The following is a 17,718-nucleotide window of genomic DNA, read 5'->3' as shown; positions in this document are numbered from 1 at the left end:
AATGACGACGACGCCTCTCGCCGTCGTGGTCAAAGGCTGGCCCCGGCTGTCCGAGACCTTCATCGCTCAGGAACTCGTTGCGCTTGAAGACGCGGGCCTGCGTTTTGATCTGTGGTCTTTGCGCCACCCGACGGATGCCAAGACGCATCCGCTGCATGATCGGTTGCAGGCACGGGTGCGGTACCTTCCGGAGTACCTGCACCTTGAGCCGCGCCGTGTGCATGAGGCGATGGGCGCGGCCTGCACCCTGCCCGGTTTCGACGCCGCCGCCGATGTCTATGCCCGCGACCTTGCCCGCGACGATACGGCCAACCGCCGCCGGCGTTGGGGGCAGGCCTGCGTGCTGGCCCATGAGGCGGGCGATGGGTTGCGCGCACTTTACGCGCATTTTCTGCACACGCCCTCGTCGGTGGCGCGCTATGCCGCGATCCTGCGCGGGGTGCCGTGGAGCTTTTCCGCCCACGCCAAGGACATCTGGACATCGCCTGAATGGGAATTGCGCGAGAAGCTGTCGGCGCAGAGCTACGGCGCGGCCTTTGGCGCAACCTGCACCGCATCCGGCGCGCGCCATTTGCAAAGCCTTGCCGACACGCCGGGGCGTGTGGATCTGGTGTATCACGGTCTTGACCTGTCGCGCTTTCCCGCAGCACCGGAGCGGCCACCCCGAGACCCCACGATGCCATTGCATATGATGTCAGTGGGGCGGCTGGTGGAAAAGAAGGGTTTCGATACGCTGATCGACGCGCTTGCCTTGCTGCCCCGCGATCTGGACTGGCACTGGACCCATATCGGCGGTGGCGAATTGGACGCGCCGCTGCGCGCCCGTGCGCGCGCCGCCGGAGTGGCGGACCGCATCACCTGGCGCGGCGCCTGCGACCAGCCGGATGTGATCGCCGCGATGCGCGCGGCGGATCTTTTCGTACTTCCCGCGCGCATCGCAGCGGACGGAGACCGTGACGGGCTGCCTAATGTGCTGATGGAAGCGGCAAGCCAGAAACTACCGATCCTGTCGACGCCGGTGTCGGCAATACCCGAGTTCATCACCGATGAGGTTCATGGCCTGCTGAGCGCGGACCGGGCGGAAGATTTCGCGGCACAGATGGTCCGCGTCGCGCGCGACCCCGTATTGGGCCCGCGTCTCGCCGAAGCGGCGCACGCGCGGTTGCATGCCGATTTTACAATGCCGCCGGGTATCGCGCATCTGGCGCAACGCCTGCGCGGCGTCCTGTCGGGCACTTGATGCCCCTCGCCTTCTACGCACCGTTGAAGCCACCGGACCATACGGTTCCGTCCGGTGATCGCGCGATGGCGCGGGGGCTGGTAGCAGCGTTGCAGATGGGCGGCGCGCAGGTCACGATTGCCGCACAGCTGCGCAGCCGCGATGCGGTCGGCGAGGCCCGTATTCAGGCGGCGCTGATCGCGGAGGCCGACGCGCTGATCCCTGGCATTATCGCAAAAGGCGCGCGCGCGGAATGGCGGGCGTGGATCACCTATCACAACTATTACAAGGCGCCCGACCTGATTGGTCCGACGGTCGCACGGTCGCTCGGGATTCCCTACCTGCTCGTCGAGGCGACGCGGGCGCGCAAGCGGCTTGACGGCCCATGGGACCGTTTCGCGCGGGCGGCGGAGGCGGCCTGCGATGCCGCCGATGTGATCTTTTATCTGACGGAACACGACGGCGCGGCTCTGCGCGCCTACGCGCCACCCGCGCAGCGACTGGTCCATTTGCCACCGTTTCTAGACAGGACCGATCTGCCCCCGCAAGCAGTCGGCAGCGGCAGCGGCTTGCTCAGCGTGGCGATGATGCGCGCAGGTGCAAAGATGGCGTCGTACCGGCTGATCGCGCAGACGCTGGCGCAAGTGCCCGGCGACTGGTATCTGGAGATCGCGGGCGACGGACCGCAAAGCGCGGCGGTTGCCGCAGCGATGGCCCCTTTCGCAGAGCGCGTTCGCTTTCTGGGGGAGCTGGACGCCGCTGGGCTCGCCGATGCTTACGGTCGCGCCGGCGCGCTCTTGTGGCCGGGCGTCGACGAGGCGTTCGGGATGACATATCTGGAGGCGCAGGCCCACGGTCTGCCGGTGATCGCGCAAGACCGGCCGGGTGTACGCGACGTTCTTTTCCCGCGCGATTATCCGGCGGTCGAGGACGGCCCTCGGGGGCTTGCGCACCTCGTGCGGGCAACGCTGGATACCCCACCACCGTCCGACCGGATCCGCGCCCATATCGCCGCCAATCACCTACTGCCCGCTGCGGCACGCACCTTGCGCGACGGCTTGTCGCATGCAGGCGTCGCGCTATGATCCGCCTTGCCCTTTTGCGCCACGGCCATACCACATGGAACCGTGCGGGCCGTATTCAGGGGCGCAGCGACATCCCGCTTGACGATGCCGCGCGCGCGGAATTGGCCGCACGGAAGCTCCCCGCACCTTGGGACACAGCGGACTTGTGCGCCAGCCCGCTGATCCGTGCCATTGAAACGGCGACGCTGGTCGGATCGATGGCTCCGCGCCCTGAACCGGCCCTGATGGAGATGCACTGGGGCGATTGGGAGGGTCGGGAGGCCCGCGCCGTCCGGGCTGATCCTGCCTGCGACCACCGAGACATCGAGGATTGGGGTTGGAACTATACGCCACCGAATGGCGAGCCGCCACAGGCCGTCCGCGACCGCGTCGTGCCATGGGCGCAGGCCTTGCGCCGCGACACCGTTGCGGTCTGCCATATCGGTGTCATGCGGGTGCTGCTGGCCCATGCGTCTGGGTGGAACTTTGACGGCGCCGCGCCTTTCGCGATCAAACGCAACCGGTTGTTCATTCTTGCAATCGACGGCGATCACTGGTCTGCCCTGAAAGACCCTGTGAGACTGGAGCAGCGCGCGCCATGAAGGTCATGATCGTCGTAACCCATCTGCTTGGCACCGGCCATCTGGCCCGCGCATTGACGCTGGCGCGCGCGTTCACCGCACGCGGACACGACGTGTGTGTGATCAGCGGCGGGATGCCCGCGCCGCTGCTTGACAAGGGGGACGTCGAGATCGTGCAACTGGCGCCGGTCCGCTCTGACGGAATAGATTTTGCGCGGCTGCTGACGGCGACGGGCCCCGCCGGGCCGGATTATCTTGCCGCCCGCGCGGCGGCTCTGGTTGCCGAGCTCACGACGCGACATCCCGACCTCCTTGTGACCGAGCTGTTTCCGTTCGGCCGCAGGATATTGCGCGATGAATTCGGCGCGCTTCTCGATGCGGCACGAGAGCTGAGACCTGCGCCCGTGGTCTGTGCGTCGATCCGCGACATACTCGCGCCACCATCGAAGCCGCGCAAAGCCGCGTTTGCAGACGAGATGGTGCAACGCTATTACACGGCGGTTCTTGTCCATTCGGATCCGACGCTCACCCCGCTTGAGACCAGTTGGCCGGTGTCAGACACGCTGCGCAAAAAACTGCGCTACACCGGCTTTGTCGCACCGCCTGCGGTCGGCGCGCATCCCGCGCTGCTTGGCAAAGACGAAATCCTGGTAAGCGCGGGCGGCGGCGATGTGGGCGGACATGTGTACGATGCGGCGGTCGTTGCGGCGGCGCTCATGCCGCATCGGCACTGGCGTTTGTTGGTCGGCGGTGCCGACCCGCACGCGCGGATCGCGCAACTGCAAGCCGTCGCACCGCCGAACGTAACCATCACGCCGGCGGATCCGAATTTTCGCCAGATGCTGGTGTCTGCGGCAGCCTCCGTGTCGCTGTGCGGATACAATACCGCGCTCGATGTGCTTCAGGCCGGCACACCCGCGGTGTTCGTCCCATTCGATGAAGGCAACGAAGTTGAACAGGGTCTGCGGGCTCGCGCCCTTGCCGGGCGCGACAGCATCGAAAGCCTTAAACGGGCGGATCTGACACCGCAAAGCCTGTTCGAAGCTCTTGCCCGTGTGATGAACGCGCCCCGACGGGCTCCGCCACCTACTGGATTTGACGGCGCAATGCAGACGGTGCAGATCGCCAGCGAATTGGCAGAGGCGCGCAATGCGGATTGATTGGTCCCCGGTGGAAAATGAACTGCTCCAATGGCGACGCGCGGGCCGCAGTCCCGCAATCTGGTGGCGCGATGACGACACGATCGCACCGACAGCGGCGCTCGACCGGTTGCGCGCGTTGGCGGCAAGGATGGGTGTTCCCGCGCACATCGCCGTTATTCCCGATTTTGCCGACCAGAGCCTGACCGACTACGTCCGTGCGGAAAGCAGCCTGATACCTCTGGTGCATGGCTGGAGGCATGAAAACAATGCGCCGCAGGGCGCGAAAAAATCGGAGTTCGGGCATCCGAGGCCCCGTGCCAAGGCGCAGATCACCGATGGGTTAAGTCGGCTTAAAGCGCTTTTCGGTACCGACCTGCTGCCGGTATTTGTACCGCCGTGGAACCGGATCGCGCCCGAGTTTACGCCGGTGCTGGCCGCTGCTGGATACCGCGGGCTGTCGACGTTCGGGGAACGTCAGAGCGCATTGGCTGCGGAGGGAGTGTATCAGATCAACACCCACATCGATCCGATCTTCTGGCGCGGTGATCGAGGTCTCGTGGATCCGTCAACGCTGGTCGACGGAATTGTGCGCACTCTGGCAAGGCAAAGAGACCGTGACACGGCAGAGCCCGTGGGGCTTTTGACGCATCATCTGGTACACACTGAAGAGGTCTGGCAGTTCAGCGCGGATTGTCTTTCTGTGTTGCTGGACGGGGGTGCGCAAAGCTTCGATCTGCGTGGCTTGATCTAGGCGGGGCGCAGCGTCAGCATCTTGCGGGCCTCGCCGGGTGTCGCTACCGGGCGCTCGTACTTGTCGCACAGATCCGCCGCCCGCCTGATCAGAGCCGCGTTCGACGGCGCCAGTGTGTCGCGGTCGAGTCGGACGTTATCCTCAAGACCGGCACGGGCGTGGCCACCTGCGGCGATGGCCCAGTCATTCAAAACGATCTGGTTCGGGCCGACTCCGGCGGCACACCACAGCGCATCAGGCGCCAGACGCTTGACCGTTTTAATATAGAAATCAAAGGTTTCTCGGTCTGCGGGCATGGCGTTTTTCACGCCCATGACGAATTGGATGTAGAGTTGGCCGGGGATGCGGCCATCGCGGTTCATTTCGGCGGCTTTGTGAATGTGGCTGAGGTCAAAGGCCTCGATCTCGGGCTTCACCTCGTATTTCACCATCTCGGAGGCGAGCCAGTCGACCAGTTCCGGCGGGTTCTCGTAGACGCGGGTGGGGAAGTTGTTGGACCCGACCGAGAGGCTGGCCATATCGGGGCGCAGGGACAGCATCCCGCCGCGTTCGTGCCCCGCGCCGGAGCGTCCGCCGGTGGAGAATTGTATAATCATATCAGGGCAGTGCTTCTTCACCCCCTCTTGCAACTGCGCGAATTTCTCGGGGTCGGAGGACGGCGTTTCGTCAGCGTTGCGCACATGGGCGTGGCAGATGGCGGCACCGGCTTCATAGGCCTCATGGGTGCTTTCAATCTGCTCTGCGATGCTGACTGGGACGGCGGGATTGGCCGCCTTGGTGGGGACGGATCCGGTGATGGCGACGCAGAGAATACAGGGGGTCATGAGGGGCCTCGGAGTTGTTTGCGGCAGTGTCACACAGTGTACACCACCTGTACACCGCCCGTGCAGACGGGAACCATCGGGGCGCTGGCGCATTGGGATGTGAACAAAAGGAGAATATCATGGACAATCCGAAAACAGACCCGACCGGAAACGCCGTCAAGGACCCCGACGATTGGGTGACCGGCGACGAGCCGATGACCGGCGCGCAGGCGAGTTACCTCAAGACGCTGTGCGAGGAGACGGGTGAAGAGTTCGACGACGGTCTGACGAAGGCCGACGCGTCGGAGAGGATCGAGACGCTGAAGGAAAAAGCCGGGCATTAACGCTTCTTGACGAACTCCGTCAGGATCACGATGCGCTGTCCTTCGACGCGGCCTTCGATGTGGGCGTCGTTGTCGGGGACGAGGGAGATCCGGTGCACGGCGGTGCCGCGCTTGGCGGTGAAGCCCGCGCCCTTGACGGTGAGATCCTTGATCAGCACGACGGTGTCCCCTTGGTTGAGCGGGACGCCGTTGCTGTCCTTGTGACCGGTGGGGGCGGCGACGTTGTCGGCCCAGGCTTGGGTTTCGTCATCGAGGTACAACTGGTCAAGCAGATCGCGGGACCAGTCGGTGTCGAGACGTTTGAGTGTGCGCGCGGCGTAGACTTGCAGGGCGGGGTCCTCGGACCACATGGTTGAGGCGAGCGGGCGGAAGTGGTCGGCGGGTGTGTCGGGGTCGGCGCAGGCGGCGCAGATGGTGACGGTTGCGTCTGCAGGGCCGCCAGGGACGGGGATTTCGGCCAACGGTGCGTCGGTGGTGCAAAGGGAACAGGACATGGGGCCTCGGGATCAGGAGAAAGTTTACCTGATGTACCATCTGTCGGGCTTGGCCGCATGCCGTTTATCCGGCTCGGACCAGTCCATTTGTTTTAGAATGGCATAGGTGGCCGGGAGGGAGACGAGCGCCCCCGCGATCATGGCGCCGATCATCGTGAGCCACGAGAAATACCCCGCGACGATCACGGCGACGGCCAGCGAACCGGAAAGGACGCTGAAGGCGATGGAGTAGATGGCGAAGGCGAAGTGGAGCATGGGGGCCTCTAATGGGGTACTTGATAAGATAGCCTGTCTGCCGCGCCGTTCAATATGGAGCACCGCGCCCGAACCGAGGGGCTGGTGCGAAGCGCCCGCCCCGTGGGGGCGGTTCGGGCGCTGCCAAATCGGAGATTTGGCAAAGCAGATATATACTTAGTCCAGGTCAAATAGTGGATGGCGACTTTCGTCATCTCGGATCCACTCAGGCAATCTGTATTCTAATTTTTCGACTTTTTCACCAGAAATTGCCCGAGCATATCGTTCGGCTTCTAATTCTTTAGATTTAAGATTGCCTAGATGGAGGCGCATTAAAAATTGCTGCTCATCTGCTGCGAATGATATCGGCATCAGAGCATATTGAGTATCTCTAGTTTCCATATGAAAAGTCTTAACAAAACTACCGATAGCCCTAATTGCTAGTGTAGTAGATTTTCGATTTATTGATGTGGCAGACTTTCCCAAGGCGTGACCCAGGTCGCGATGAACTAAATATTTATCAGCATATTTGCGACAATCCGTAACCTCCGCCATGGTGGTCTCATATGAGCCCGAGATGTCTAGTTTGGAGTGATCAAAAGCAATCCGCACCAAATTCTCAATGCTTAAATTTTTATTTGACCGTGATTTTGCCGGATCTGTTAGCTTGCGTACTTTCATCACAGCACTATCCCAAAGCATCGACTGTAGTGTACGAGCCGTTGAACCAGAAGACTCGTTCAAAACATCCACACGTTCCCGTGGACCACAGAAAAAGTATAGGAAAATATTCCACTCTTTATAAAGCTGACTGATCGAGTCAGTAATTAGCTTTACGGTTGCACCATCGTCAACTCCGAATAACTCAGCGTAGTTTTCCAAAATATCATCGTGCGTTAATTCCATGCTCACCCAGCCCCTTGCGCTCTATTTCAACCCAGTGGGAACGTGCATTGCTTTGCAATACACTGCCTCCCACCGTCGCGTTGAAGCTGGTCGGCTTTAACCGTCCATCTTCAACGCGCTGATGAAAGCTTCCTGCGGAATATCCACTTTCCCGAACTGCCGCATCTTCTTCTTACCCGCCTTCTGCTTGTCGAGCAGCTTGCGTTTGCGGGATGCGTCGCCGCCGTAGCATTTGGCGGTGACGTCCTTGCGCATGGCGGACAGGGTTTCGCGGGCGATGACTTTGCCGCCGATGGCCGCCTGGATCGGGATCTTGAACATGTGGCGGGGGATGAGGTCTTTGAGTTTTTCGACCATCGCGCGGCCGCGCATTTCGGCGCGGTCGCGGTGGACCATGGTGGAGAGCGCGTCGACCGGTTCGTCGTTGACGAGGATCGACATTTTGACCAGCGCGTCCTCGCGGTAGCCGAGCATCTGGTAGTCAAAGCTCGCATACCCTTTGGTAACGCTTTTGAGCCTATCGTAGAAATCGAAAACCACTTCGTTGAGCGGCAGATCGTAGACCACCATCGCGCGGGAGCCGGCGTAGGTGAGGTCTTGCTGAATGCCGCGGCGGTCCTGGCAGAGTTTGAGCACATCGCCGAGGTATTCGTCGGGGACGAGGATCGTCGCCTTGATCCGCGGCTCTTCGAGGTGGTCGACGAAAGTGAGGTCGGGCATGTCGGCGGGGTTGTGCAGTTCCTGCATCGTCCCGTCCTTCATGTGGATGTGGTAGATGACGGAGGGCGCGGTGGTGATCAGCTCGATGTCATATTCGCGCTCGATCCGGTCGCGGATGACTTCGAGGTGTAGAAGGCCCAGAAAGCCGCAGCGGAAGCCGAAGCCGAGGGCGGCGGAGGTTTCCATCTCGAACGAGAAGCTGGCGTCGTTCAGGGCGAGTTTTTCGATGCTGTCGCGCAGGTCTTCGAAATCGTTGGCGTCGACGGGGAAGAGGCCGCAGAAGACGACCGGTTGCGAGGGTTTGAAGCCCGGCAGCGCGGTGGCGCAGGGCTTTTTCTCGTGGGTGATGGTGTCGCCGACGCGGGTGTCGCGGACCTGTTTGATGGAGGCGGTCAGGAAGCCGATTTCACCGGGGCCGAGCGCGTCGAATTCGGTCATCGCGGGGCGGAAGACGCCGATGCGGTCGACGTGGTGGACTGAGCCGTTCTGCATCATGCGGATACGGTCGCCTTTCTTGAGCTGCCCGTCCATGATGCGCACGAGGACGATCACGCCGAGATAGCTGTCGTACCACGAATCGACCAGCATCGCCTTGAGCGGCGCGTCGAGCGTGCCGGTGGGCGCGGGGAGGTGGTGGACGATGGCCTCGAGGGTCTCAACGATCCCCTGCCCCGTCTTGGCGGAGACGCGGATGGCGCCGGAGGCGTCGATGCCGATGACGTCCTCGATCTGTTCAGCGACGCGGTCGCAATCGGTGGCGGGCAGGTCGATCTTGTTGAGGACCGGTACGATCTCGTGGTTCGCGTCGATGGCATGATAGACGTTGGCAAGCGTCTGCGCCTCGACGCCCTGGGTGCTGTCGACCACCAGAAGCGAGCCTTCGACCGCGCGCATGGAGCGGGAGACCTCGTAGGCGAAATCGACGTGACCGGGGGTGTCGATCAGGTTGAGCACATACTCCTCGCCGTTCAGGGCGGTGTAGTTAATCCGGACGGTCTGCGCCTTGATCGTAATGCCGCGCTCGCGCTCGATGTCCATGCTGTCGAGCATCTGCTCTTTCATGTCGCGCAAGGACACTGTGTTCGTCTCCTGGATAAGACGATCGGCGAGGGTGGATTTCCCGTGGTCGATGTGCGCGACGATGGAGAAATTGCGGATGTGTGAAAGCGGTGTCATGATTTGGATATGTAGGGGTTTTGAGGAGCGGTCAAGGTGGATGATGTCGCGGGAGGTGATGGGGGCGCCGGGATTGATATAACTGATCACGGAAGCCTGGATAGATGGTTTGAAGCCAAGGGTAGCCAAGAGGCAATCCTGCTCCTGAGCCGCAATGCCTTGCGGATGTTTCCCCTGACTGTCGTATTCCATGAAAACCGCCCACCCGAGCTTTGGCAGGGGCCGGATTATTTTCGCCAATCGCTGCTGAGGTCATTGCTGATACAATCGCTGGAGGCGCAGGGTCTTGCAACAATTGCGCCCGAAGTGCTCGTAGCTTGGCACCGTCGCATTCTGGACCTTTCTGGCTCCTTGCAGGCGGCGACGAAGATCTTTCCAAATGCTGACACGCTGACGCGGGCACTTGGTGATGCGCTCTTGATCGTTGCAGATGCTGACGGTCATCTCATGATGCAGGAAAAAGCGGATGCGCCTGCACGACCCCAAGCAATAATGGGCGTGGTCGCAGCGACCGATTATTTCGCCGGGTATGAAGGCCCGGATCTGTCACTTCTTGAGTCCTATGTGGGCGCGCCGGTTGCCATAGATGCAGGCGCTGTTGACAGGACGCCTGACCCGCGTGACCTCGTCAAACGAAAGCTATGGCATGGTTCGCAGATGCCGCCGGATATACGCAAGGCTTATGACGACCTGAACTCTGTGTACGGCTTTGACAGCCCTGAATGGTCGTTCTGGCGCGATTGGTATGAAAGCTTCCTGGTCGGAAAACCCCTGAGCTGGGCGCTTCAACGTGAGGTCGCGCTGATACCGGAAGACAATTGGAATGAAGAACCAAAGAACTTAGCCGGAACAATCGAAAAAATCGTTGCCAAGCATAAAGTCCGCGATGCGCTGAATGATCTGCCGATGGCTGATGCGCCCATAGCAGCGGACCGTCACGGGATTGGCGGCAATGCGCCGCCCGAGGCGCTGGAAGATGCTACGGAATTAGTTTCACAAACAGCGATAATCTGGGCTGGAGCGAAGGCTTTGGAAAAAGAGGCCTACGCCGAAAAGCCCGATCTTGCGCGGGTTCTGGACGCAATTTCGCTTTTGCAGTCGGGCGCGGCCTCCTGTGCAAAGTGGTTCGGACGCAAAGCGGATTTGACGGTAGACACTTTGATAAAGTGGGGCGTGCCGGCCGGCGCGGCTCATCTTCTGCTCAATTCCCAGAAGGTACAGTCGCTTGTTGATGCGGCGATAAAGTGGGCAGGTCTGCTTTAGCATCGCTATTCCTGATTTGCGGAATCAGCTGGATTGTGCATAGTGTTGCAAAGCAGTTCAAAGCCGCGCCAGAATGGGAAAACCCGTCAGCGGCACCAGACAAGGGCAGATGTCATGAAACCGATGGTTTTCGCGCTGATTGCGCTGAGCACTCTGGCCGCATGTGGCGGCAGAGGAAGTATCACGACAAGCGGTGCCTATGCGCCGCGCGTCATGTACGCGACCGGCGCCTTGCAGCGCGCCTGTGTAGCAGATGGTCGCCGGGGCGCGAGTGCGGCGCGGTGTGGCTGTATTCAGGCAGTGGCGGACCAGCGGTTGTCCAATTCCGAACAGCGGCGCGGCGTGAAAGCGTTCAAGGATCCGCACAAGCTGCAGGTCTGGCGGCAGTCGGATCGCGCATCGGACAACGCCTTCTGGAGCACGTGGAAAGCGTTCGGCCAGACTGCGGCAGCAAGCTGTAGCGCAACCTGAACCCTGGCTTTTCGAGCGGGGCCTGCGCCCTCCGGTTTACGTCGGCACCCGGATCAGGGTGTCGCGCAGTCGGGTGCGCCGAACCGGTCGGTCAGCCGCGAGACGATCTGATCGCGGGCCGCGCGAAATTGCAGCAGCTTGGCCTCGCGGGTTTCGCCCATTCCGGTGGGGTCGAGAATAGGCCAGTATTCGACATCGAGATGGTAGTAGCGCGATAACTCCAACGCGCGGGCCTGTGAGGCGGGCGACAGCGCGATCACCAGATCGAACGAGCCCAGGTCCTCGCCCCACTGTTCCAGTTCGTCAAAGCTGCGCGAGCGGTGGCGCGACAGCTCGACCCCCATTTCCTGGCAAACGGCGATCGAGAAGCCGTCGATTTCGAGGTCGTTTTCGACGCCGACGGACTGCACATAAGTATCCGTCCCGTAGAGTTTTTTCATGATGCCCTCGGCCATGGGTGACCGGACAGCATTGTGATCGCAGCAGAACAGAACGGATTGCGGCAGATCTAGCGTCACGTCAGACCCCAAAATGCAGGACGCAGATCAGGGTAAAGAGGCGGCGCGCGGTGTCGATGTCGATCTCGGCCTTGCCTTCAAGGCGCTCCTGCAGGACACGGCTGCCTTCCATGTGGATGCCGCGACGGGCCATGTCGATGGTTTCGATCTGCGCCGGTGGCAGCTTTTTCACGGCATCGAAATAGCTTTCGCAGATCTGGAAGTAATCCTTGACCACTTGCCGGAACGGGCCGAGAGACAGGTGAAATTCCGCAGCCTTTTCATCGGTTTCGGTGTTCACATCGAACACGAGCCGCTTGTCGCGGATCGACAGACCCAGATGGTAGGGGCCGGATGGAACGGCACGTTCATCGCGCTGGGGCAAAGAGAAATTATTGTCCTCCAGCAGGTCGAACATGGCGACGCGGCGCTCCTGCTCGATCTCGGGGGTGGGCGGTGGCAGGTTGGCGTCGTCAAGAACGATATGCGTGATACGCGACATGGCATATCTCCTCAAAGCGGTAATCAGCCCCTGCTTAGCCCAGCGCGGACCTGTGGGCAATCGCTGCGCGGTGTGGCGCTGTTGCGTCAACGGGTGTGTTGCACTGCGCGTTTGCGTTGTCATGGCGGCCTGCGCGCGATTACTGTGTCGCGGCGCGGCGTTGCCCGTGCGCTGTTGCGGAGCCTCTCATGCAGTCCTTGTTTCTCATGCGCTATTCGTTCTTCGGGCGGTCTGACTGGCGGTCCGATGCAAGCCGCACGGCCGATCTGCTGTTCGACTCCGCGCGTCTGGAAAAACGGGCGGTGCTGTTGGAGCAGATCGCGCTACGGTCCCTGTCGGACCAGACCGACGGAGATTTCGGCCTGATCGTACTGTCGTCCGAAGGGATGCCCGCGCCGTTCAGAACGCGGTTGGCAGCGCTGTGCAAGGATACGTTGGGCGACCGCGCGCATGTGCTGTTCGAAGCGCCGGAACGCGCGGCCTACTGTATCGACCAGTTCCGCCGACGGTCCCTCACGGCGACGGGGCCGCATGTGATCCAGTCGATCCTTGACGACGACGATGCGGTGGGGGCGGGTTTCGTCGAGACGATCAAGCGCGAGGCGGCGGCGGCGGTATCGCTGTTTCACGCGGGGCAAACGTACACGTTCATTTCCCATGCCAAGGGCGTCAATCTGGTGTTCCGGCCCGATGGGGGGATCGAGTTGCGCCGGCGCAATATGCCTGCGGCGGCGCAGGGGCTGACGCTTGTTTCCAAAAGCGGTACCACCCGCAGTCCGTTCAACATCGCCCACAAGAAGATACTGGAGCGGCGTCCGGTGCGGGTGATCCACGGGGGGCCGGTGATGTACCTGCGGTCGGTGCACGACACCAATGACAGCCGCGCGATGGTGGGCGGCAAGCTGGTGAGCGAGGCGGATATTGATCGCATCATCGCGCAGGATTTACCGCTGCTTGGGCAATTCCGCGACAGGCTGGTTCTAGAGAAAGACGCGACGGACTAGGTTCACTTCGCGCTGGCGAGCATCTTTGGCGGCGTCTTTTTGGGTGGTTTTGTTTTCTTTGACGTACGCGCCTTGGTTTTCGCCTTTGGGGAGGCGGTTTTGGACTTGGTCTTGTGCCGCGCGGCGGTGGCGGCGGGATGTACCAGCAGATAGTTCAGGTTCTGGCGGTAGCGTTTGATCGTGTCGGCGACTTCGTAGCCCGACGCGGTCAGCCATTCCTGAAATCCGGCGTCGTTTTCGACATCGACCTCGATCTGGATCACCGGGCTGCACCGATCGAGCAGGCCGGACAGGCCGCGCAGCACGCCAAGCTCCATCCCCTCGACGTCGATCTTGATCATGTCGGGTGTCTCTTCCGCGAGCAGGCTGTCGGCGCGGAACACCTGCAGATCGCCGCCCTTGCTGATCATCTTGGCACCGCCGAGGTTGCGCTCCTTTGGTTGCATACCGAAACCGTCCGCTTCGACGTCGGACAGGCCGCAACCGAGCTTTGAAAAGTCGACCTTTTCGGTCTGGCCGTTGATCAGCATGTTCTGGATATAAAGTCGGTAGGCACGCGGGTTCGGCTCAAACGGGATGACGCGCGCGGCCCCCATGAACATCGCGGCGAAAAGCGAATGGTTGCCGACGTTTGCACCGATGTCGACGAAGGTACCGCCCTTCGGGAAATGTTTGGCCAGCTCCTGCAGCTCGTGCATTTCGTAAAAGGTGCCCTTGCGCTGTTTGCGCTGGATCGGGTCCTTTTCCATATTGGTACAGAAGTGAACCTGCTGGCCTTCGATCTGCGCGGTCGTGACTGTCACGGGATAGCTCTCGATGGTGCGGCCAAGCCGCAGCCGCTTGAGAAGTCGCTGTATTTCCTGGTTCATCTGCTTTGTGCCTTGCTCAAGGGACGCCCTTTTTGCGGGGGCTTTTGGCGATACGTAGCACGAAAGCCCCCTTTGAGGTGAGCATAAACTTCAGTCGTTAAGCTTGCGCAAACGTGCTGTGACCGAAAGGCCATGCGCCTCAAGGCTCTCGGACGTGGCGAGGCGTTCGGCGGCGGGGCCCACGGCGCGCAGGGCCTGCGGCGTCATGCGGGCGAGCGTCGTGCGCTTCATGAAGTCGAGCACCGACAGCCCTGAGGAAAAGCGTGCCGAGCGGGCGGTGGGCAGCACATGGTTCGGCCCGCCGACGTAATCGCCGATGGCTTCCGGCGTCCACTGTCCTAGGAAGATCGCGCCGGCGTGGGTGATCTTTGCGCTGAGCGCTTCGGGGTCGGCGACGCATAGTTCAAGATGTTCCGGCGCGATCCGGTCGGTCAGCCGTGCCGCAGTGTCCAGATCGGGCACCGTGATCACCGCGCCATAGTCCCGCCACGAAGGGCCTGCGATATGTGCGCGCTGAAGGCTTTTCAGCCGCGTTTCGACCGCCTGCCCCACCGCCTTGCCGAACGCCGCGTCGGTGGTGATGAGGATGGATTGCGCGCTTTCGTCGTGTTCTGCCTGACTGAGCAGGTCGAGCGCGATCCAGTCGGGGTCGTTGTCGCCGTCCGCCACGACAAGGATTTCGGACGGTCCCGCGATCATGTCGATGCCGACCTTGCCGAACACGCGCCGTTTGGCGGCGGCGACGAAGGCGTTGCCGGGGCCGGTGATTTTGTCTACCGGGGCAATGGTCTCGGTGCCGTAGGCAAGTGCCGCAATCGCCTGTGCCCCCCCGATGCGATAGATTTCGTCCACGCCAGAGATATGCGCGGCCAGCAACACCAAAGGATTGAGGATGCCGTCGGGCGTGGGCACCACCATCGCGAGACGCCCAACGCCCGCCACCTTGGCCGGAATCGCGTTCATCAGGACGGATGAGGGATAGGACGCCAACCCGCCAGGCACATAGAGGCCTGCCGCGCTGACCGCAGACCAGCGCCAGCCCAGCGTCGCACCGGCATCATCCGTCCATTGCGCATCTTCGGGCAACTGGCGTTCGTGATAGGAACGGATACGCGCGGCGGCCAGTTCAAGCGCCGCACGGTCTTCGTCCGACACGACATCCATTGCCGCCACGATCTCTTGTGCGCCGATGCGCAGGCGATCGGGGCTCAGCGCGATGCGGTCGAATTTCTCGGTCAGTGCGATGACCGCGAGATCGCCGCGTGTGCGCACGTCCGCGATGATGTTCGCAACGGTATGATCGACATCGGGGCTGTCCTCGCGCTTGGCATTCAGGAGTGTCATGAATGCCGCCTCGAAATCGGGCGCGGTGGCGTCGAGATAAACAGGCATTGAAAGCTCCGTCATTGGGGCGGTGGCGGGTGTGGATTGGCGGGCATGGGACGCAGCAATAGAAGGGCGTCCCCGGCCCTAGTCCGGATGCGTCGGCAATTTGCGCGAGGGGGCCGCATAGGGACGGGTCACATCCTTGAGCGTGACATCCAGCGCCTCGACCGTCAGGCGGATCGCCCCGTCGCCCGCCAGCGTCAGCGTCACGGTGCCGGAGGGATCGTCCGTCATGTCGAACCGGAGCGCCAGCAGGGACAGCACCAGATCCGGATCGCCCTTTGTCACTGCCTGTGACGCGACGGCCTGCACGTTCGAGAACATCAACACGGACTGAACCCGTTCGGGCGCGTGGCGGTCCTTGCCCCTGTCCTCCCACCGCACCCGGTTGATCAGGAGAGCAAACCGCGCCTGCCGCCTGTCCCAGCGCATCTCAGAGGCGGGAAACACCGCATCCTGCGTCAACGCCGCGATCACGGCTAGGTCCTCGGCGTCGAGCGCGCCGAGATTGAGCGGCGCTTCGCGCCCGTCTTCGAATTTTGCGTCCTGCGTCATTGGTCCTTGATCCGTTCGATATCTGCGCCAACGCCCGAGAGCTTGGCCACCACATGTTCGTAGCCGCGATCGAGGTGATAGACACGCGACACTTTCGTCTCACCTTCGGCGGCGAGACCGGCGAGGATGAGCGAGACCGACGCGCGCAGATCCGTGGCCATCACCGGCGCCCCCTTGAGCCGTTCGACACCCTGCACGGTGGCGCGACCGCCGTGCACCTCGATACTGGCCCCCATGCGGATCAGTTCCGGGGCATGCATGAAGCGGTTCTCGAAGATCGTTTCCTCAAGCACGGAAGTACCGTCCGCCGTGCACAGGAGCGCCATCATCTGCGCCTGCAGATCCGTGGGGAATCCAGGGAAGGGTTCGGTCGTCACATCGACGGCGTTCGCCCGTGCGCCACGGCATTTGACCTTGAGCCCGCGGTCGGTCTGCGTCACGTCGATGCCCGCCGCATCCAGCTTTTCGCAGAATGCGCCGATCAGGTTGATCCGACCGCCCAGCAGTTCGACTTCGCCGCCGCAGATGGCGGGCGCGAGCATGTAGGTGCCCAATTCGATCCGGTCGGCAACGACCGGGTGCGTCGCCGCACCCAGACGGTCGACGCCCTGCACGGTGATGGTTGCCGTGCCGTCGCCGTCGATTTGTGCGCCCATACGGCGCAGGCAATCCGCGAGGTCCACGATTTCAGGCTCGCGGGCGGCGTTGTTGATGACGGTGGTGCCTTTGGCCAGCGTTGCGGCCATCATGATGTTCTCGGTCGCACCCACTGAGGCGAAAGGAAAGTCGATCACCGCGCCCTTGAGCCGGCCCCCGGCGGCCTTGGCATAGAGGTACCCGTCGCGCAGGTCGATCTGCGCGCCCATCTTGGCCAGACCGTCGGTGTGGATGTCCATGGGGCGCGCACCGATTGCACAGCCGCCGGGCAGCGACACCTCGGCATGGCCCTCGCGCGCCAGCAAGGGACCCAGCACCAGGTTGGAGGCGCGCATCTTGCGCACGATGTCATAGTCGGCGCGGGTGTTGATCGCACCGTGGCACGACATGGCGATCACGCGGCCCTCTTGCAGCGAGGTCACTTCAGCGCCCAGCGATTGCAGCAACTGCGTCATCGTGCGGATGTCCGACAGGCGCGGCGCGTTGGTCAGCGTCAGCGGCTCTTCGCTGAGCAAGGTCGCGGGCATCAGGGTGAGACAGGCGTTTTTCGCGCCCGCGATCGGGATCTGCCCGTTGAGGGCATTGCCGCCGCGTACCAGAATTGCGTCCATGCGTCAGTGTTCCTTGTCTTGCGCATCGCGCGCATTGCCTGTGGGCGTGTCTGCCCCGGCGCGTGCGCGCGCCTGCATTTTCCGCCGTGTCATATTCGCCTTCAACGCCTGCTTCAACCGCGCCTCACGGCGGGCGGCCTGTTCTGCCTTTGCCTTTTGAGCGGGTGTCTGTGGGGGCGTTTTGTCTGCCATGCCGTCTGTCTAGCGCAGGCGCCCGCCGGGGTCCAGATTGCCTGCAGAATTAGGGTTGCACGGGAACCGGAATGAAGCTAATCAGCCCTCCACCGGCGCTGCCGTCGTTCGGATCAAGAGCCTGGCTTGAAAAAGGCCGCTCGGAGATGCGATGGTGCCGATACGGAAACGAGATGCTGTGGTAGCTCAGTGGTAGAGCACACCCTTGGTAAGGGTGAGGTCGAGAGTTCAATCCTCTCTCACAGCACCATCTCCGGACACCATCAATCATTTGGAA

21 protein-coding genes and 1 tRNA gene are annotated in these 17,718 nt (G+C 62.2%); 10 read left to right on the top strand and 12 right to left on the bottom strand.

From position 1 onward, the window contains the following. The first annotated feature begins 1 nt into the window (after position 1). From Q1A06_RS15830 to Q1A06_RS15810, 5 genes are read left to right on the top strand one after another with little or no spacing between them, the layout of a single operon-like run. Entirely contained in the window at positions 2-1,240 is a 1,239-nt protein-coding gene (locus tag Q1A06_RS15830; protein WP_299565796.1) for a glycosyltransferase family 4 protein, read from the top strand. Beyond that, positions 1,240-2,304: a glycosyltransferase family 4 protein gene (locus tag Q1A06_RS15825; protein ID WP_299566081.1), complete on the top strand. Its 1,065-nt coding sequence runs from the start codon at positions 1,240-1,242 to the stop codon at positions 2,302-2,304. Before Q1A06_RS15830 ends, Q1A06_RS15825 begins: the two co-directional genes overlap by 1 nt. After that, positions 2,301-2,885: a histidine phosphatase family protein gene (locus Q1A06_RS15820; protein ID WP_299565793.1), complete on the top strand. Its 585-nt coding sequence runs from the start codon at positions 2,301-2,303 to the stop codon at positions 2,883-2,885. The genes Q1A06_RS15825 and Q1A06_RS15820 overlap by 4 nt, the downstream gene beginning before the upstream one ends. Beyond that, a complete protein-coding gene (locus Q1A06_RS15815; RefSeq protein ID WP_299565790.1) occupies positions 2,882-4,024 on the top strand; it encodes a glycosyltransferase in 1,143 nt (380 codons plus the stop codon). Before Q1A06_RS15820 ends, Q1A06_RS15815 begins: the two co-directional genes overlap by 4 nt. A gap of 10 nt (positions 4,025-4,034) precedes the next feature. Further along, complete coding sequence (locus tag Q1A06_RS15810; protein ID WP_299565787.1) at positions 4,035-4,757, top strand: polysaccharide deacetylase family protein; 723 nt, start codon at positions 4,035-4,037, stop codon at positions 4,755-4,757. Here the strand turns inward: Q1A06_RS15810 and Q1A06_RS15805 are convergent. Further along, positions 4,754-5,581 (bottom strand): 3-keto-5-aminohexanoate cleavage protein, encoded by an 828-nt coding sequence (locus Q1A06_RS15805; protein ID WP_299565785.1) that lies wholly within the window; start codon positions 5,579-5,581, stop codon positions 4,754-4,756. The genes Q1A06_RS15810 and Q1A06_RS15805 overlap by 4 nt on opposite strands. A 119-nt stretch (positions 5,582-5,700) precedes the next feature. On the opposite strand from Q1A06_RS15805, the gene Q1A06_RS15800 reads away from it, so the two are divergent. Further along, positions 5,701-5,904, top strand: a complete 204-nt coding sequence (locus tag Q1A06_RS15800) for a DUF3072 domain-containing protein (protein WP_299565782.1) — start codon at positions 5,701-5,703, stop codon at positions 5,902-5,904. On the opposite strand, the gene Q1A06_RS15795 is transcribed toward Q1A06_RS15800, so the two are convergent. The 4 genes from Q1A06_RS15795 to lepA all read right to left on the bottom strand — a co-directional run bounded on the left by Q1A06_RS15795 (position 5,901) and on the right by lepA (position 9,434). Further along, complete coding sequence (locus Q1A06_RS15795; RefSeq protein WP_299565780.1) at positions 5,901-6,398, bottom strand: alkylphosphonate utilization protein; 498 nt, start codon at positions 6,396-6,398, stop codon at positions 5,901-5,903. The two genes, Q1A06_RS15800 and Q1A06_RS15795, sit on opposite strands and share 4 nt — an antisense overlap. 24 nt (positions 6,399-6,422) lie before the next feature. Continuing rightward, positions 6,423-6,653: a hypothetical protein gene (locus Q1A06_RS15790; protein WP_299565778.1), complete on the bottom strand. Its 231-nt coding sequence runs from the start codon at positions 6,651-6,653 to the stop codon at positions 6,423-6,425. Between the two features lie 156 nt (positions 6,654-6,809). Then, positions 6,810-7,538 carry a hypothetical protein gene (locus Q1A06_RS15785; RefSeq protein ID WP_299565775.1) on the bottom strand — a complete coding sequence of 243 codons (729 nt, stop codon included), beginning with the start codon at positions 7,536-7,538 and terminating at the stop codon, positions 6,810-6,812. Positions 7,539-7,634: 96 nt separating this feature from the next. Further along, positions 7,635-9,434: a translation elongation factor 4 gene (gene lepA / locus Q1A06_RS15780; protein WP_299565772.1), complete on the bottom strand. Its 1,800-nt coding sequence runs from the start codon at positions 9,432-9,434 to the stop codon at positions 7,635-7,637. Between the two features lie 36 nt (positions 9,435-9,470). Here lepA and Q1A06_RS15775 point away from each other — a divergent pair, with 36 nt between their 5' ends. Together Q1A06_RS15775 and Q1A06_RS15770 are read left to right on the top strand one after the other, a co-directional pair. Beyond that, a complete protein-coding gene (locus Q1A06_RS15775; protein WP_299565769.1) occupies positions 9,471-10,697 on the top strand; it encodes a hypothetical protein in 1,227 nt (408 codons plus the stop codon). A gap of 114 nt (positions 10,698-10,811) precedes the next feature. Further along, positions 10,812-11,168, top strand: a complete 357-nt coding sequence (locus Q1A06_RS15770; protein ID WP_299565766.1) for a hypothetical protein — start codon at positions 10,812-10,814, stop codon at positions 11,166-11,168. Between the two features lie 53 nt (positions 11,169-11,221). On the opposite strand, the gene Q1A06_RS15765 is transcribed toward Q1A06_RS15770, so the two are convergent. Both Q1A06_RS15765 and Q1A06_RS15760 read right to left on the bottom strand, forming a co-directional pair. Further along, on the bottom strand, positions 11,222-11,686 hold the full coding sequence (locus tag Q1A06_RS15765) for a low molecular weight phosphatase family protein (protein WP_299565763.1): 465 nt from the start codon (positions 11,684-11,686) through the stop codon (positions 11,222-11,224). 1 nt (position 11,687) lies between these two features. Beyond that, a complete protein-coding gene (locus tag Q1A06_RS15760) occupies positions 11,688-12,167 on the bottom strand; it encodes a UPF0262 family protein (RefSeq protein WP_299565760.1) in 480 nt (159 codons plus the stop codon). Positions 12,168-12,355: 188 nt separating this feature from the next. Here Q1A06_RS15760 and Q1A06_RS15755 point away from each other — a divergent pair, with 188 nt between their 5' ends. After that, the gene (locus Q1A06_RS15755; RefSeq protein ID WP_299565757.1) at positions 12,356-13,171 is read left to right on the top strand and encodes a glycosyltransferase; all 816 of its coding nucleotides are present in this window, start codon (positions 12,356-12,358) and stop codon (positions 13,169-13,171) included. Between the two features lie 2 nt (positions 13,172-13,173). Here Q1A06_RS15755 and Q1A06_RS15750 read toward each other — a convergent pair whose 3' ends face one another. The 5 genes from Q1A06_RS15750 to Q1A06_RS15730 form a co-directional block, all read right to left on the bottom strand. Continuing rightward, on the bottom strand, positions 13,174-14,040 hold the full coding sequence (locus tag Q1A06_RS15750; protein WP_299565754.1) for an FkbM family methyltransferase: 867 nt from the start codon (positions 14,038-14,040) through the stop codon (positions 13,174-13,176). Between the two features lie 90 nt (positions 14,041-14,130). Next, the gene (gene hisD / locus Q1A06_RS15745) at positions 14,131-15,432 is read right to left on the bottom strand and encodes a histidinol dehydrogenase (protein WP_299565752.1); all 1,302 of its coding nucleotides are present in this window, start codon (positions 15,430-15,432) and stop codon (positions 14,131-14,133) included. 78 nt (positions 15,433-15,510) lie between these two features. Further along, on the bottom strand, positions 15,511-15,981 hold the full coding sequence (locus tag Q1A06_RS15740) for a DUF2948 family protein (RefSeq protein ID WP_299565749.1): 471 nt from the start codon (positions 15,979-15,981) through the stop codon (positions 15,511-15,513). Next, entirely contained in the window at positions 15,978-17,249 is a 1,272-nt protein-coding gene (gene murA, locus Q1A06_RS15735; protein ID WP_299565746.1) for a UDP-N-acetylglucosamine 1-carboxyvinyltransferase, read from the bottom strand. Before murA ends, Q1A06_RS15740 begins: the two co-directional genes overlap by 4 nt. A gap of 3 nt (positions 17,250-17,252) precedes the next feature. After that, on the bottom strand, positions 17,253-17,441 hold the full coding sequence (locus tag Q1A06_RS15730; protein ID WP_299565743.1) for a hypothetical protein: 189 nt from the start codon (positions 17,439-17,441) through the stop codon (positions 17,253-17,255). A gap of 175 nt (positions 17,442-17,616) precedes the next feature. Here Q1A06_RS15730 and Q1A06_RS15725 point away from each other — a divergent pair. Further along, positions 17,617-17,691 (top strand) — tRNA-Thr (locus tag Q1A06_RS15725). Positions 17,692-17,718: the final 27 nt, after the last annotated feature.

Source organism: uncultured Sulfitobacter sp. (assembly GCF_947497275.1).
In the GTDB taxonomy this organism is placed as follows: Bacteria; Pseudomonadota; Alphaproteobacteria; order Rhodobacterales; family Rhodobacteraceae; genus Sulfitobacter.
The sequence above is the reverse complement of the archived record's forward strand: the minus strand, read 5'-3'. Positions and strand labels throughout refer to the sequence as shown.